Here is a 15,763-nt window from a genome sequence, read left to right as displayed (position 1 = left end):
GGCAGTAGCGGGCGGTAACCGGTAACCTGACGTCTCATCGTGTGAGGGGTGAGACGTGACAGAGCCGGTACCCGTGATCCGGAAGCTCGAGCATGCGCTGGCCGACGACGACTTCGCGTGGTCGCTGGTGCTGGTCGGCGAGGACCAGACGGACAAGCTCGCGACCCTGACCGGCGATCTGCGCGGACCGTTCTCGACCTCCGGTGACGGCAAGCAGATCACCTCGGGCTTCTCCTACTGGGGAATCGGCCCGACGATCGCCTGGGCGAACGCCACCAACGACCCGTTCTACCTTGTCATGAAGGCCGGCGCGGAGTCGTTCCTGCGCCACTGGCGCAAGCTCCGCCCGCACGTCGAGAACGGCGGCTTCCACCTGGTCAGCCTCGGTGTCGGCACCGGCGTCAAGGACCGCACGATCCTCAGCGACATGCGCCGGCACAACCCCGACATGTACTACATCCCGGTCGACATGAGCTCGGAGATGCTCCGGATGGGCACCCTGGAGCCGGTCCGCGGCGCCCGCTTCCCGGTCTCCCAGATACTCCCGGTGCAGCTCGACTTCTCGATCGCCGACAACATGGAGGAGCTCGGGCAGATGCTGGCCCGGCTGGTCGACGACGAGCCGATCCTGTTCGCCCTGACCGGCAACACACTGGCCAACTTCGAGAGCGACGAGGAACTGCTCGAGACGCTCACCCGGGTGCTGCGGCCGCAGGACCGGCTGCTGCTCGAGGTGGCCAGTACGACGCGACTCGACCAGGAGTCCGCCGACGCGGCCGCGGACGAGTACCACCAGACCCGCGCGTTCGCGGAGTTCGTCACCAGCACCCTGCGGTACAACACCGACCTCAAGATCAACAACGACCAGGTCAAGTTCGTCGGCGAGGTCGAGGACGAGGACGCGCTGCTGGTGAAGATCTTCTGGCAGAACGACACCGGCGAAGAGATCCGGATGGAGCTGCCGGACCACACCGAGGCGGTGCTGCCGATCGGCGACACGATCCGGCTCTACACGACCCGCAAGTACTCCACGACCCGGCTGAAGCGGCTCACCGAGGCCTGTCAGCTGACGCCGGTCGAGGCGATCCAGTCCCAGTTCCGCTACGCCCGCCGCCCGAACCCGTTCGGCCTGGAACTGCTGCTGCTCGCGCCGGAAGGGGCCGGCGAGACGGCACGCAGCCTCGCCGACGACATCTGGTCCACATGACGCGGACCGTCGTCAGTGCGGTGACGTACGGTCTGCTCGCACTGGCCTTCGTGCTCGGCGTCCTGTGGTTCTTCTGGCCGCAGGGCTCGCGCTGGGAGCCGGCGGTCAACTCACTCACCCTGGTCGCCGGACTGACCGGCATCTTCGTCGAGCGGCTGACGGCCGAGGCGGAACGCCGTACCGAGGTCCTGCGAGCCGTCGCGAACGAGCTGCACGAGAACACCAGGCTGCTGAACGACGAGCGGTTCTCGCCCGACGCCCCGACCACCCGGCAGGTGTACCCGCGGCTGGTGGTGTCCGCGGTCGATCTCGCGCTGGTGTCCGGCGCGCTCGGCCTGCACCGCGACGCCGAGCTCGTCGGCCTGATGCACCGCTGGCGGGACACCGTGCACCTGTTCAACCGGCGGCTCGACCTGACCGAGATCAGCACGTTCTCGAACACCATCTCCGCGGCCGAGCTGGCCGCGTTCCACCGTGCGCTGCACCGCGAGAACAGCTACTTCGCGCGCACTCGCGAGAAGCTGCAGAAGCTGCTCGACGCGCTGCCCCAACTATGACGCAGCTTTAACGGCCGAGGCCGTAACCGGGCCCGTTCCTGTCAGTAGCTGCAAATTGTGCCGAGCCGTTGACTTCGCCACGCCGCGAGAGCTTCACTTTCGGACAGGACCGTAAATACGGCACCCCGGAGGCAATTCGCATGCGATCAGTCCGCTCCCTTCTCGCACTGGCCATCGTCGCTCTGCTCGGCACAACCCTGACCGCTCCGGCGCAGGCCGGTCACCGACCACCGGTCGGCACGGTCACCTCACTCGGTACGCCGCTGTCCGACGTACTGCTCATCGGCGGCACCGTCGCGCCCGGCCCGAACGGCAGGACCGCGATCTGGAACGTGTCCACCGGAAGTCCTGCGTACCTGAACGCCATCGACCCGGCCAGCGGCGACAGCCTGCTCTCCGCCGCGCTGCCCGGCGCGGACGGCAGCTACGCGGTCGCCGCGACGCCGGACGGCACGATCTACGTCGGCACCTACAACAACGGCCACCTGTACCGGCTGCGGCCGGGCGGCAGCGTGGAGGACCTCGGCCGGCCGATCGCGTCCGAGTCCATCATCTGGCGGATCACCACCGACGAGCAGGGCAACGTGTACGGCGGCACGTACCCGAACGGCAAGGTGTTCCGGTACGACGACAAGACCGGCGCGATCCGCGACTACGGCACCGTCCTCGCGGGTCAGACGTACGTCAAGAGCATCGACTACGCGGGCGGCAAGGTGTACGCCGGCACGATGCCCGACGCGCACATCATGGAGGTGGACGCCACCAGCGGAGCGATCACCGAACTCCCGTCGCCACCCGGGCTCGGCGACCCGTCCGACAAGGTCGTCTACGACCTGAACGCCCGCGGCGGCCGCGTCTACGTGCGGATCAGCACGGCGTTCCCCGGCCCGCTGTACGTCTGGGACATCGCCTCGCGGACCTGGGTCGACGAGATCCCGAACGCGCACGGCCTGGACATCTCCCCGATCGGCGCGGACGGCTCGCTGTACCTGATCCAGAGCAGCGAACTGAAGAAGTACGACCCGGCCACCAAGACCCTGACCGGCACCGGCCTGATGTTCACGGGCCGGATCCAGAACGCCCGCTCCATCGGGTACGCCGACCTGAACCTCCCCGACTACCCGGGCACCAGCGTCGTCGGCACCCTGTGGCGCGGCGAGGAGTTCCGGTACAACCCGCAGACCGGCAAGTCCGAGATCTTCACCACCAAGGTCCGGCGGGAGCCGATCGAGATCCTGTCCGTCGCGGGCGGCAAGAACAACATCTACGCCGGCGGCTTCCTGAACGGCGGCGTGTCCGTGGTCAACCCGACCACGGGTGAAGCGAAGTTCAACCGGTTCTCCCAGGTCGAGGCCCTGATGGAGGGCTCGGACGGCACCGTCTGGATCGGCGCCTATCCGGAGGCCCGCCTCTACTCCTACGACACCACGAAACCCTGGAGCAGCCCGGAGTACTCCCCCGGACCGCCTGGTACGCCGGACAACCCCAAGCAGCTGCTCAACCTGAAGCCCGATCTCCTGCAGACCCGCGCCCGCGCACTGACCGAGGTGAACGGCAAGATCGCGGTCGGCACCGTCCCCGACGGCGACCGGCTCGGCGGCGCCCTGGTCATCTACGACCCGGTGACGAACACCGCGGAGAAGTACCGCAACGTCGTCCAGGACGAGTGCGTCTTCGGCCTCACCTCCCGCGACGGCATCGTGTACGGCGGTACGTCGATCGCCGGCGGCCTGGCCACCACGCCGCCGACCCGGGAAGCGGGCACAGTGTTCGCGTGGGACGTGGCCGGCAAGAAGAAACTCTGGGAGACCGTGCCGGTGCCGAAGGCCGCGACGGTGTCCTCGGTCACGATCGGGCCGGACGGCCTGCTGTGGGGCGTGGCCGGGAAGACCGTGTTCGCCCTGGCACCGGACAGCGGCAAGCTGAAGAAGTCCTTCACGCTCGGGACGACGACCTCCAGCGGCGACATCGTCGCCACGCCGGAGGCCGTTTACGTGAGCATCGACCTGAACAAGATCTACCGGATCGCGCCGGGGGCGAAGGCCGTCCCGACGCTGTTCGTCGCGCACGCCCACCGGCGGCTCGGCGTCCGCGGAGATCACCAACTGCTGATGACGAGCGGCTCCGAGCTGTTCCGGATTGATATCAGCCGTTGACAGCCGAAATTCACCCCAGCTACTTTCGGTCCTGACCGTTATTCGGTTCCACACTTTCCGGCCCTGACTTCCGGACACCCTGGGGGTGCGATGATTTCCACCGTCCGCCGCATCGCGGCACCACTCACGGCACTCGTTCTCGCTGCCGCGCTCAGTTCGTGCGGCGGAGGTGACTCTGGCTCCTCGGACTCGAAGAAGAGCGTCACGCTCTGGATGTACCCGGTGATCGCCGACCAGGCGGCCAGCGACGCCTACTGGAAGAAGGTCGAGACCGACTTCGAGGCGGCCAACTCCGGCATCGACCTGAAACTGGAGAACCAGCCGTGGAAGGGCCGGGAGGAGAAGGTCGCGGCCGCGTTCTCCGGCGGGAAGGGTCCGGACGTCCTGCTGATGATCCCGGACCAGATCCCGCAGTACGTGAAGAGCGGCTCGCTGGAGCCGGTCGACGACGTGGTCACCCCGGAGAAGGACAAGTTCCTGCCGGCCGCGATCCCCGGCCTGAGCGTCGAGGGCAAGGTGTACGGCGCCCCGATCTACCACACGGTCACGACGACGATGTACAACAAGACCGTCCTGGCCAAGGCCGGGATCAGCAAGCCGCCGGAGACCTGGGACGAGATCAAGGCGGCCGCGCCGAAGCTCAAGGCCGCCGGGTTCTCCACGCTGGACTACTCGGCCTCGCCGGAGGCGACGCTGAACCTGAACTTCTACCCGCTGCTGTGGCAGGCCGGCGGGAAAGTGTTCGCCGACGACGGCAAGAGCGTCACCTTCAACCAGGCCCCCGGCCTGGAGGCGCTGACCTTCCTGAAGTCGCTGTGGGACCAGGGCGCGATCCCGAAGACCGCGCTCACCGCGGGCAACGTGGTCGCCGACTCGCCGTTCGGCAAGGGTCAGGTCGCGATGGCGATGACCAGCGTGCCGGCCGACGCCGCCACGGTGGCGAAGACGTGGGGCGCGGCGAACGTCGAGATCGGTACGCCGCTGACCGGCAAGAAGCAGGTCGGCTTCGGCCTGCCGGGCGGTCTGGTCGTGAACGCGGCCTCCGAGAACACCGACGGGGCCAAGAAGTTCCTGTCGTTCATGATGCAGCCGGCGCAACTGGACGCGCTCAGCAAGGCGTCCGGGTTCTACTCGCCGCGCAACGATGCCAAGTCCGAGTCGACCGACCCGATGGCGGCGAAGTTCCACGACGCGCTGCAATACGCCGTACCGGGTGAGCCGAACCCGGCGGCGCGGCAGATCATGTCGTTCCTGAGCACCGAGATCCAGGCCGTGCTGACCGGCAAGAAGCAGCCGCAACAGGCGCTGGACGACGCCGCCAAGCAGGCCAACGACCTGCTCTCGAGGCAGCGTTGACCGACACAACCGACACGGTCGCGGGTCGGGCGGGACCCGCGGCCGGCCGTCGTCGAGGTGGGCCGCGGCGCAGACCCTGGGTGGGTCTGCTGTTCGTCGCCCCCATGCTGGTGCTGTTCCTGCTGTTCCGGTTCCTGCCCGCGATCGGGGCCTTCTTCCTCTCGCTGACCGACTACCGGATCAGCGGCAAGTGGGACTTCATCGCGCTCGACAACTACACCCGGCTGTTGTCGGACAAGGTGTTCCACGAGGCGCTGCTGGTGACGATCACCTACACGGTGATCTTCGTCCCGCTGACGGTCCTGCTGTCGCTCGGAACCGCCGTACTGCTCCACCAGGTGGTGTGGAAACGCGGTTTCTTCCGCGGCGTGTTCTTCCTGCCGTACGTGACCAGCATCGTGCTGGCCGCGGTGATCTGGAAGTGGATCTACGACGCCCAGGACGGGCTGCTGAACGCCGTACTCGGACTGGTGAGCATCGGTCCGATCGACTTCCTCAGTCAGTCAGGCACCGTGCTGCCGTCGATCGCGGTCACGTCGGCGTGGAAGGGCTTCGGGTACTCGATGCTGATCCTGCTCGCGGGTCTGCAGGCGGTGCCGAAGTCGTACCTCGAGGCGGCGATGATCGACGGGGCGAGCACCTGGCAGCGGTTCCGGTACGTGACACTGCCGCAGCTGCGGCCGGTGCTGTTCTTCGTGCTGGTGATCGAGACCATCGGGGCGTTCCAGGTCTTCGACGCGATGTACGTGATGACCGGCGGCGGACCGGTGCGGTCCAGCTACTCGCTCGTGTACTTCCTGTACGACAGCGGTTTCAAGTACTTCGACTTCGGTTACGCCAGCGCGATCGGTCTGGTGCTGTTCCTGATCGTGCTGATCGTCTCGCTCGTACAGCGCCGGCTCGTCGGGAGGGACGACTAGATGGCTCAGATACTCGACCGCCCGCCGGTCCGGCCGGTAGTGGAGGCACCGGCGGCAGGACGGCGTACGGCGGGCCGGCTGACGTTGCCGACCTTGCTGGCGCTGACGGCGATCGTGACCGTCGTGCCGTTCGCGGCGATGGTGCTGGTCGCCTTCGCGCCGCCGAGCGGGCGGACGTTCCCGGACGCGCTGAACCCGGCGAACTTCACGCTGGAGAACTTCTCGAAGGTGCTGTCCAGCTCGGACATCCCGCGGTGGACGGTGAACTCGCTGCTCTACTCGCTGGTGTCCGTGGCGTGCGTGCTGCTGTTCGCGTCGATGGCCGGATACGCGTTCGCGAAGAAGAAGTTCCCCGGCCGGGAGATCATGTTCTGGGCGTTCCTCGCCACCCTGATGGTCCCGTTCCAGGCGACGCTGATCCCGTCGTACATCCTGGTCGCGAAGCTGGACTGGGTGGACAGCTACTGGGGCCTGATCGTGCCGACGCTGGCGAACTCGCAGGCGGTGTTCCTGATGCGCCAGTTCATCATGCAACTCCCCGACGAGCTGTTCGAGGCCGCCGAGATCGACGGTGCGCCCGAGTGGCGGATCTTCACGATGATCGTCCTGCCCCTGGTCCGCCCGGTGCTGGCGACGCTAGGGATCTTCGTCTTCCTCTGGCACTGGAACGACTTCCTGTGGCCGCTCGTCATCGGCCAGTCCGGCAAGATGCAGACCCTCACCGTCGGCCTGGCCACCCTCCAAGGCCAAGCCGTCCCCATCAACCAACTCATGGCCGGCGCCACCATCACGGTAGTCCCCAGCCTCCTGGTCTTCGGCCTCCTCCAGCGCTACCTAACCGACAGCATCGCCATGTCCGGCCTCAAAGCCTAGAAATCGCCCTGCGCCCGACGGGAGATCTCCTGAGTGTCGGAGCCCTGCGCACGCAGGTGCGGGAGCGCGGCCTGCACGACCCAGAACGCCCCGAAGAAGTTGGTCTCCATCTGGTCGCGCAACTGCTGCTCGGACAGTTCCTCGACGGCGCCGATCTGTGCGTAGCCGGCGTTGTTGACGATGACGTCGAGGCGGCCGAAGTGTTCCTTGGCGCGGTTGACGGACGCGAAGACGGCAGCCTTGTCGGTGACGTCCAGCGCGAGTGGGAGCACGGCGTCGCCGTACTTGGTGACGAAATCGTCGAGGCTCGCGGCGCTGCGGGCCGTCGCGGCGACCTTGTCCCCGCGCGACAGCGCGGCCTCCACGAACTCGCGCCCCAGACCGCGACTCGAACCCGTGATGAACCAGACCTTGCTCATTGCTGTCTTCCTTCTGTGGTTGGCGGTTTCGATCACGAGATGCCGCCCGCCCCATGCCCGTGACAGCCACGAGCGGTGATCTACGCCACGGACCGCTGGCGTCGCTGCGCGCTCATCCGCGCTGTGCAGACGGGGCAGCTGCGAGCGTCGCGTTGGTGCGCCGACGCAGTACGCCGAGGCCGTAGAGGCAACTGCCGGGAGTGCCGAGCAGCGCGAGGACGGCGATCATCGGCTGGACGTCGCCACCTTCGGCGAGCAGGACCTGCGTGGGTCCCTGGAACGCCGCTACGCAGCACCCGCTCCAGGTCACCAGCCAGGCGATCCGAGGGCGTCGTGTGCGCTTGAACGAGAACGGCTGGACGAAGGCGGCCAGACACAGAATCCCTGTGACGACCAGGACCGTCCGCTGCGCCGGGAGGTCCATGCCCTGAGGACCACTGGAGCCCGGGCCGAAGATGCCCCAGTACAGGTTGGCCGCGCCGAACGGCAGCAGACCGACAGCACCGGCGACAGTCAGCACAGTCGACGGCGGCTGCGGTGGCGCGCTGATGAGATCGTCCCACCGCGCCACGACGTACTCCGCCAGCAGGACGGCGATCGCGATGCCGAGCAGGCCGAACCCGGTGTAGACGGTGCCGAACACCCACGGCGCCAGACCGGTGTCGTCGGCCGGCTTCACAGCTCCGTTGGCGACGAGCTGGATCACCACGCCGAGTGGCAGCCCGAGCAGGATCGGCGCCAGCAAACCGGTGGCCCCCGCGCCGAGGACGAACACGAGCCAGGCAGGCACGCTCCGAGCCCACGACCGGGTCAGGGCGATCGCGAAGGCGACGGCCACGAGCATCAGCAGAACGGTGATCGCGTTGCCGACGACGAACCTCGTCTCGTGCATCTCGCTGACTCCGGCGTCGCTCGTCGTACCGAGCGTCGAGCCGCTCAGCCACAGCAGCTTCAGGACCACATACGGCACCGGGGCCAGGCAGGCGACCAGGAGGGCTACCCGCCGCAACAGCAGGCGCAGGGGGGACATCACGACGACTCCACTCAGTAGAGATGCTCATCTAGAGAACGATGTCTAATATGGGAGAGCTGGTAGACCTGGGTCAAATCCCGGCCCGGGGTGCCGACTAGGGTGGCCGAGTGGCGAAGCGTGCGCTGTACTCGCGGGACGAGATCCTCGACGCCACCGTCCAGGCGGTCCACGAGCGGGGGCACTCGGCTACCGTCGCCGATGTGACGGCGGTGCTGAAGGCGCCGTCGGGGTCGATCTACCACCGCTTCCCTTCCAGGCACTCGCTTTTCGTCTCGGCCTGGATGCGCTGCGTCCGGCAGTTCCACAGCACCTTCGCGCACCTCGTCACCGGCGACCCGGTGGACGCGATCGTCGCTACCGGCCTGCAGATCCCCCGGTTCTGCCGCGAACATCCGGCCGAGGCGCGGACGCTGACGCTGTTCCGCTACTCGGTCCTGATGGCGGACCCGCCCGCGGACCTCGCGGCAGAGCTCGAGGGGCTCAACGATCCGGTCGCCGACCACATCGCGGCACTCACCCGCAGGCGGTACGGACGCGTCACCCAGCGCGGTCGTGAGCTCGTGGCCCTGGCTTGCCGTGACACGCCGTACGGAATGGTCCGCAGCCTCATCGGCGGGCCGATCCCGGAGTGGCTGGACGAACCCATCGCCGCCGCATCCCGCGCCATCGCCCTGCTGGACGACAAAGCGGGGTGATCAGGCGTCCAGTTCAAGAACCGATCACGAGAGATCGCCGAAGGCTTCGATGGCCTTCAGGGCTTCGGATTGGGGCATGTTGGGGGGTTGGATGCGGAGGATGATGCCGTCGGCGCCCATGGACTCGTAGTGGGCGAGGCGGTCGGCGCATTGGGCCGGGGAGCCGATGACGCTGCGGTCGGCGATCTCGTCCCAGCCTTGGGTGTAGCGGGCTGCGTCCGTCGACGTACGCTTCCAGCCGGTGTAGGCGTCGTACAGGTCGCGTAGCGGCTCCTCAAGGGCCTGCCGCGCGTCCTGGGTCGTGGGGGCGCAGTAGCCCTCACGGCAGAGGATGACCTCCTGGCCCAGCGATCCGGCGCCTTGGGGGTAGGACAAGTACTCGGCGATCTTCGCCGGCAGGTCCGTGTCGAGTTCGTTGAACGACGTCGTCCACCCGTCACACATCCGCGCCGTACGCTCCAGCACTGCCGACACCCGTCCGCCGTTCCACAACCGCGGCCGCGGCGTCTGCACCGGTCGGGGCGACAGGTACGCCTCCTGGATGGACGTGAACTTGCCGTCGTACGTGACGTCGTCGGACGTCCACAACCGGGTGAGGATCTCCAGCCCTTCCTCGAACCGTGCGACCCGCTCCGCCTGCGTCACGCCGTACAGCGCGAACTCCTCCGGCCGGTACCCGAGCACGAACCCCGCGGTCAGCCGCCCACCCGACAGTACGTCGATGTGCGCGAGCGTCTCGGCGAGTACGACGGGGTCGTACAGCGGGGCCACGATCCCGGCGGTCGCGATCCCGATCCGGGACGTATGTGCGGCCAGCCAGGTCATCGACGTCAGGATCTCGTGGTACCCGGGCCGGTGCAGGTGCCGCTCACCCAGCACGACCCACTCGAATCCGGCCTGCTCGGCCAGCCGCGCCTGCTCGACGGCGTCGGCCAGTTGGGGCCGCTCGTCCGGGGTGCCGTAGAGGTTCAGATAGAGACCCAGCCGCATCGGGGTGCCACCTTCCGTTGACAGGGAGCGCTCAGGGTATTTACGGTCTTGACCGTAAATGCTTTCCGCCCAGATTGCGACCCTAGGAGCCGGTTATGAGTCTTGCAGCAGAACCGGCCGGGTTGCCGGGTGGGGGATCGGAGCCTTCCGGAGCCGCGATCAGTGCGATCAAGACCCGCGTGGTGAGCGCGCCGTACCGCCGGCCGTTCCAGATCAGCAGCGGGGTGAGCAACGAGCTGATCAGCCTGGTCGTCGAGGTGCACACCGCCGACGGCGACGTCGGGATCGGCGAGACCTCGCCGATGACGGCGTACACCGGCGAGACGCTGGCCGGTGTCCAGGCGGCGATCGAGGAGCACCTCGCGCCGGCCCTGATCGGCCGCGACCCGCTCGACCGCGCGGGCGCCCACGTCACGATGGACGGCGTACTGCGCGGCCAGCAGGTCGCCAAGGCCGGCCTCGACATCGCCCTGTTCGACCTCGCCGGACGGATCAGCGGCTGGCCGGTCCACGCCCTGCTCGGCGGCAGCGTCCGCGACCGGGTGCAGACCACGTGGGTGGTCGGCCTCGGCACCCTGGACGAGATGGCCGCCGAGGCCGCGGAGTACGCCGACCGCGGGTTCATGCACCTGAAGGTCAAGGGCGGTCACGACCCGGCGAAGGACCTCGAACTGATCCGGGCCGTCCGCGCCGCGATCCCCGCCGACGCGGAGCTGTGCCTGGACGCCAACGAGGGGTACGACGCAACCACGGCCCTCCCGTACCTCACCAAGATGAGCGCGGCGGGCCTCACCCTCCTCGAGCAGCCCCTTCCGCGCTGGGACCTGACCGGGCTCGTACGGCTTCGGGACCGCCTCGACGTCCGCGTGATGGTCGACGAGAGCATGCACTCGCTGCACGACGCTCTGGAGATCGCGCGGCGCGGTGCGGCCGACGTACTGAACATCAAGATCCTCAAGGTCGGCGGGCTCCATCGCGCGCTGCAGATCGCTGCCGTGGCCGAGGCCGCGGGGCTGGCGGTGAAGGTAGGGTCGATGCCAGAGCTGGGTGTCGCGACGCTGGCCGCCGTACACCTGGCCGCCGCCGTACCCGGAGCGACCGTCGCGGCGGACCTGGTGGGGCCGTTGATGGTCGACGAGGACCCGCTGGCGCCGACCGTGTTCGCCGACTGCGACGGCTGGATCGACGTACCGAAGCGCCCCGGTCTCGGGCACGACGTTTAACAGGGTCTGAGAGGTCATCATGCATCCACTCGTCGAACGGCTCCGCGGCACGCTGCTCCCCGCGGTCGTCACCCCGATGGACTCCGACGGCGTCGTCGCGTACGACGCTTTGTCCGCGTACGCCGTCTCGCTCACGAAGCACGCTGTCGGCGGCGTCGCGGTGTGGGCGCACACCGGGCGCGGGCTCTACCTGTCCCCGGGCGATCGCGTGAAGGTGCTCGAGACGTGGCGGTCCGCCACCGACGTACCGATCGTCGCGGGTGTCGGCGTACCGAGGTCCTCGGCTGCGCAAACGTTGGAGCAGGCGGCGGACGCGACCGTGGAGATGGCGCGGGCCGCCGCGGCCGGTGGGGCCGATGCGGTCATGGTCTATCCGCTAGCAGCGCTAGGCGAACTGCCGGACGGGCACGCGCAGGCGGTCGCGTTGCACGAGCGGGTCGCGACCGAGAGCGGGCTGCCGCTGGTCGGCTTCTACCTGCACGGCGAGGCCGGCGGGTACCCGTACTCACCCTCATTGATCCGCGACTTGCTCTCGCTGGACGCGATGCTCGGCGTGAAAACGGCGACGCTGGACCACGCGATCGGGTGCCAGGACGCGATCTGGGCCGGGCGCGACAGCGGGAAGCTGCTCATCACCGGCGAGGACCGGATGTACGGGCCGTCGTTCATGTGGGGCGCGGACACGGCACTCGTCGGGATCGCGTCGGCGCAGGTCGAGTTGTCGGCCGCCGTACTGCGGGCCTGGACGGCCGGCGAGCACTCGGAGTTCCTGACCGCGTCGGAACGGCTGGACCGGTTCGCGGCAGCGACGTTCTACGCGCCGATCGAGGGCTACGTACAGCGGATGCTCTGGGCCGCCGAGTGGGAAGGCCTGATCTCGGCGACGGCCGCACACGATCCGTACGGGCCGGATCTGCCGCCGGGCGAGCGCGAGCTGGTCGTCCGCTGCCTGGAGGAACTGCACCGCTAAGTGGGGCAGTGAGGTGGCGCGCTCCCTCCTTCGCTCCACCACACCGACGCTCCCTGGAACCGCCTCAGGGGTGGCGGTAATTGTGGTCTTGACCGAAACTAGGAGAGCAAGCCCGGAACGTCAAGATCTCGGAGCCCGCTGCGCTATTCTGCGACTTGAGGGCCAGACCAGAAGTCGTCGGAGGACTGCGTGAGGATCTGCTCAGCTGTCGGCGGGGTTGACTGATGGCACTTGCGGTCGGCGTGGTCGGGCCCGAGGACCTGGTCCAGCGGGTGACGGTGGTCGGCGCCCCGAGCGGGACCGTGCTCGTGCCGCTGGCGTACCGGCACGAGACCGAGGCCGTCGAACTCGTCGAGCACTCGCACTCGGACGTCGACGCCTTCCTGTTCACCGGCGTCGTCCCGTACACGATCGCCACCGAGGCCGGGGTGATCGACCGGCCGGCGATGTACGTCTCGTACGACGGGGCGACCCTGCTGCGCGCCCTCGTGGAGCTCCTGCGCCTCGGGCACAACGTCACCCAGTTCTCCATCGACACGCTGCGGCGGTCGGAGGTGCTGGAGACGCTGATCGAGGCGAAGCTGCCGACCGACCAGATCCAGGTGCTGCCGTACCGGCCGGGCCTGACCTCGGACGACATCGTCGCGTTCCACCGCACGGCCCGCGAGAAGCACGACACGAAGGTCGCGATCAGCTGCCTGGGTTCGGCGTTCCACCTGATCGAGAACGAGATGCCGTCGGTCCGGCTCGCGCCGTCGCGGTACTCGATCCGCTCCACGCTGCAGGCCCTGATCCTCACCACGACCGGCCAGCACGTCGGCGACGCCCAGGTCGCGCTCGGCGTCATCGACCTGCCCGAACCGGACGACGCGCTCGCCGCGGACCTGATCACGCTCGGCGGCAGCCTCGCCGCCCTCCCCGACGGCCGGCATCTCGTCGTCACCACCCGCGGGCTCCTGGAGCAGGCGACCGAACAGTTCTCCCGGATGCCCCTGCTCGACCACCTGGCAGCCCGGCACAGCACGGCGTACGTCGGTTTCGGCGTCGGCCGTACGGCGGCTGAAGCCGAGGCGCTCGCCCGTCGCGCCGTGGGCCGCGCCGCCTCGATCGGCTCCGTCGCCGGTGTCGTCTCGATGTCCGACGACGTCGAGATCGTCATCGAGCCCTCCGGCGACCAGCCGTCCGGCGCCCGCGGCACCGAAAGTCTCCCCCTGCTGGCCCGCCGGGTTGGCCTCAACACCCAGACCCTCGCCCGGATGCGCGAACTCACCGCCACCCTCCCCAACGGCCTCACCACCCAAGACGTAGCTGACCACCTGGCCGTCCAGCTCCGCACCGCCCGCCGAGTCCTGAAACGCCTGGAACGAGCCGGCCTGGCCGCCCCCACCGGCACCCAACAACACGGCCGAACCGGCCGCCCACCCACCGTCTATCTCATCCGCCTGTAGCGGCCGGGCTTTGCGGAAAGAAGTTTGCACCTACTGCCGAAAATGTTCCGCAAAGAAGCGCGCGGCTTCATTCGCCACGGCGTACCAATCACCGCGAAGGTCATGACGCCCGCCATCGATCGCCAACAGACGCGACGGCGCGCCGACTGCGAGCAGCGCGTAATGGAGTCGCTCGGCCTGCTCGTACGGAACCGTCTCGTCGGCAGTCCCGTGGACGATCAGGAACGGCGGTGCGCCGGCGCTGACATGCGCGATCGGACTTGCCGCGCGCAACTGTTCGCGATGCGTGGACACGTCGCCGCCGACCAACGCGGTGACCGGCGAAGGGCGGTCGATCCGCAGGGCGCCGCCGGGACGGAGGAGATCGCTCGGACCGCTGATCGTCACCACCGCATGGACGTTCGCAACCGCCGTACGGCGAGACGTGAGGCCGGCGAGCGCTGCAAGGTGGCCCCCGGCGGACTGTCCCCAGATGCCGATGCGATCAGGATCGATCGGGAGGCCGAGCGGATTGCGGTGCAGCCAGTCCAGGGCGGCCTGTACGTCGTGCAGTTGCGCGGGGAAGATCGCCTGCCCGCTGTGACGGACGGAGATGGCAACGGTCAGGAAGCCTGCTCGGACCAGCGCGGGGTTCGCGAACGGCAGCAGTGCGGACGAGCGATCACCAGGTCCCCAGCCTGGGCATCCGTCGATCCGTACGACGGTCGGGAGCGGGGTGGTGGGCAGCGGTGCCGGACCTAGTACGTCGAGGCAGAGGTCGAGGCCGTCCGGGCGGGCGTAGCGGACATCTGCGAGGTGGGTGAGCTCGGATCGCGCAGCAGACATCAGGTCCATCGCCTCCTCGGCCGGGGATCCGATCGTCGTACCCGGGCGATGACGAGGTCCAGAGCGACCGGCTAGGGAGTGATGATCGTGACGCCGGCGGGGGTGCCGTTGGTGAGGGCTGCCAGGGCGGCGGGGGTTTGGTCGAGGGTGATGGTGCGGGTGACGAGTTGCTGAGGGTTGAGGTTGCCGGTGGCAACTAGGTCGAGCAACTCGGGGTAGGCGTGGGCGGGCATGCCGTGGCTGCCGAGCCAGGCGAGTTCCTGGCCGATCAGGCGGCCGACCTCCAGCTGCACGCCCTGGGGCAGGAGGCCGATCTGGACGTGACGACCTCGTGGACGGAGAGCTTGCAGGGCTTGCTGAACGACGTCGTTGGAGCCGAGCGCATCGATCGTGACATGAGCACCGCCCAGGTCATGGATCTGCGCAACGGTGTCTGCAGACGCGTGGATTGTGTGTACGGCGCCGTACTCGCGGGCCAACTGCAGCGCGTCGGGGTTGGTGTCGATGGCGATGACCTCGGCGCCGAGAGCCGACGCGATCATGACCGCGGACAGGCCGACGCCACCACACCCGAAGACGGCCACGCGTTCACCCGCGACGACCTGTCCTACCTGGTGGACGGCGCGGAACGACGTGGCAAATCGGCAGCCCAGGCCCGCGGCGGTCGCGAAATCCATGTCGTCGGGCAGTCGCACCAGGTTCACAGCGGCGTACGGCACAGCGACGTACTCGGCGAACGAACCCCAGTAGTTGAACCCAGGCTGCAGCTGGTTGGGGCACACCTGCTGGTTGCCCTCGAGGCACTGCTCGCACGCACCGCACGCGCAGATGAACGGCGTCGTGACCCGATCCCCGACCGCCCACCCGCTCACACCCGCCCCGACCGCGGCGATCGTCCCGGCAAGCTCATGCCCCGGCACATGCGGCAGCACGATGTCGGAGTCATGCCCCATCCACCCATGCCAGTCACTACGACACAGCCCGGTAGCCTCAACCTTCAAAACCACCGAGCCGTCCGCAACCTCAGGCTCCGCAACCTCACGAATCTCAGGCAGTACGCCGTACTCCGAGATGACAACCGCACGCATCAG

The 15,763-nt window shown here is 68.3% G+C and carries 15 protein-coding genes; 10 read left to right on the top strand and 5 right to left on the bottom strand.

The genetic code is table 11. The features are described from left to right. Nucleotides 1-55 precede the first annotated feature (55 nt). The 6 genes from EV651_RS11365 to EV651_RS11340 all read left to right on the top strand — a co-directional run bounded on the left by EV651_RS11365 (nucleotide 56) and on the right by EV651_RS11340 (nucleotide 7,069). On the top strand, nucleotides 56-1,207 hold the full coding sequence (locus EV651_RS11365) for an L-histidine N(alpha)-methyltransferase (RefSeq protein ID WP_133784934.1): 1,152 nt from the start codon (nucleotides 56-58) through the stop codon (nucleotides 1,205-1,207). Next, nucleotides 1,204-1,764, top strand: coding sequence for a hypothetical protein (locus EV651_RS11360; RefSeq protein WP_133784932.1), 561 nt, complete (start codon nucleotides 1,204-1,206; stop codon nucleotides 1,762-1,764). The genes EV651_RS11365 and EV651_RS11360 overlap by 4 nt, the downstream gene beginning before the upstream one ends. Nucleotides 1,765-1,904: 140 nt before the next feature. Next, complete coding sequence (locus tag EV651_RS11355) at nucleotides 1,905-3,920, top strand: hypothetical protein (RefSeq protein ID WP_133784930.1); 2,016 nt, start codon at nucleotides 1,905-1,907, stop codon at nucleotides 3,918-3,920. A 90-nt stretch (nucleotides 3,921-4,010) separates the two neighbouring features. Continuing rightward, nucleotides 4,011-5,276 (top strand): extracellular solute-binding protein, encoded by a 1,266-nt coding sequence (locus tag EV651_RS11350; RefSeq protein WP_133784928.1) that lies wholly within the window; start codon nucleotides 4,011-4,013, stop codon nucleotides 5,274-5,276. An 80-nt stretch (nucleotides 5,277-5,356) separates the two neighbouring features. Further along, nucleotides 5,357-6,196 (top strand): carbohydrate ABC transporter permease, encoded by an 840-nt coding sequence (locus EV651_RS11345; RefSeq protein ID WP_238156812.1) that lies wholly within the window; start codon nucleotides 5,357-5,359, stop codon nucleotides 6,194-6,196. Beyond that, nucleotides 6,197-7,069: a carbohydrate ABC transporter permease gene (locus EV651_RS11340; RefSeq protein ID WP_133784926.1), complete on the top strand. Its 873-nt coding sequence runs from the start codon at nucleotides 6,197-6,199 to the stop codon at nucleotides 7,067-7,069. On the opposite strand, the gene EV651_RS11335 is transcribed toward EV651_RS11340, so the two are convergent. Both EV651_RS11335 and EV651_RS11330 read right to left on the bottom strand, forming a co-directional pair. Beyond that, nucleotides 7,066-7,488, bottom strand: coding sequence for an SDR family NAD(P)-dependent oxidoreductase (locus tag EV651_RS11335; protein ID WP_202870281.1), 423 nt, complete (start codon nucleotides 7,486-7,488; stop codon nucleotides 7,066-7,068). The two genes, EV651_RS11340 and EV651_RS11335, sit on opposite strands and share 4 nt — an antisense overlap. A gap of 112 nt (nucleotides 7,489-7,600) precedes the next feature. Then, the gene (locus EV651_RS11330) at nucleotides 7,601-8,518 is read right to left on the bottom strand and encodes a hypothetical protein (RefSeq protein WP_133784924.1); all 918 of its coding nucleotides are present in this window, start codon (nucleotides 8,516-8,518) and stop codon (nucleotides 7,601-7,603) included. Between the two features lie 110 nt (nucleotides 8,519-8,628). Here EV651_RS11330 and EV651_RS11325 point away from each other — a divergent pair, with 110 nt between their 5' ends. Continuing rightward, a complete protein-coding gene (locus EV651_RS11325) occupies nucleotides 8,629-9,216 on the top strand; it encodes a TetR/AcrR family transcriptional regulator (RefSeq protein WP_133784922.1) in 588 nt (195 codons plus the stop codon). Between the two features lie 24 nt (nucleotides 9,217-9,240). Here the strand turns inward: EV651_RS11325 and EV651_RS11320 are convergent, their stop codons facing one another. Then, nucleotides 9,241-10,206: an LLM class flavin-dependent oxidoreductase gene (locus tag EV651_RS11320; protein ID WP_133784920.1), complete on the bottom strand. Its 966-nt coding sequence runs from the start codon at nucleotides 10,204-10,206 to the stop codon at nucleotides 9,241-9,243. 95 nt (nucleotides 10,207-10,301) lie between these two features. On the opposite strand from EV651_RS11320, the gene EV651_RS11315 reads away from it, so the two are divergent. The 3 genes from EV651_RS11315 (at nucleotide 10,302) to EV651_RS11305 (ending at nucleotide 13,847) form a co-directional block, all read left to right on the top strand. Beyond that, nucleotides 10,302-11,429, top strand: a complete 1,128-nt coding sequence (locus EV651_RS11315) for a mandelate racemase/muconate lactonizing enzyme family protein (RefSeq protein WP_133784918.1) — start codon at nucleotides 10,302-10,304, stop codon at nucleotides 11,427-11,429. Nucleotides 11,430-11,448: 19 nt separating this feature from the next. Beyond that, nucleotides 11,449-12,399 (top strand): dihydrodipicolinate synthase family protein, encoded by a 951-nt coding sequence (locus EV651_RS11310; RefSeq protein WP_133784916.1) that lies wholly within the window; start codon nucleotides 11,449-11,451, stop codon nucleotides 12,397-12,399. A gap of 224 nt (nucleotides 12,400-12,623) precedes the next feature. After that, nucleotides 12,624-13,847: a hypothetical protein gene (locus tag EV651_RS11305; protein WP_133784914.1), complete on the top strand. Its 1,224-nt coding sequence runs from the start codon at nucleotides 12,624-12,626 to the stop codon at nucleotides 13,845-13,847. Between the two features lie 30 nt (nucleotides 13,848-13,877). On the opposite strand, the gene EV651_RS11300 is transcribed toward EV651_RS11305, so the two are convergent. Further along, nucleotides 13,878-14,672: a prolyl oligopeptidase family serine peptidase gene (locus tag EV651_RS11300; protein ID WP_166658581.1), complete on the bottom strand. Its 795-nt coding sequence runs from the start codon at nucleotides 14,670-14,672 to the stop codon at nucleotides 13,878-13,880. 71 nt (nucleotides 14,673-14,743) lie between these two features. Further along, nucleotides 14,744-15,760, bottom strand: coding sequence for a zinc-dependent alcohol dehydrogenase family protein (locus EV651_RS11295; protein ID WP_133784910.1), 1,017 nt, complete (start codon nucleotides 15,758-15,760; stop codon nucleotides 14,744-14,746). Between the last annotated feature and the right edge of the window lie 3 nt (nucleotides 15,761-15,763).

This window comes from Kribbella sp. VKM Ac-2571 (assembly GCF_004362255.1).
GTDB classification, from domain to species: Bacteria; Actinomycetota; Actinomycetes; order Propionibacteriales; family Kribbellaceae; genus Kribbella; species Kribbella pratensis.
The sequence above is the reverse complement of the archived record's forward strand: the minus strand, read 5'-3'. Positions and strand labels throughout refer to the sequence as shown.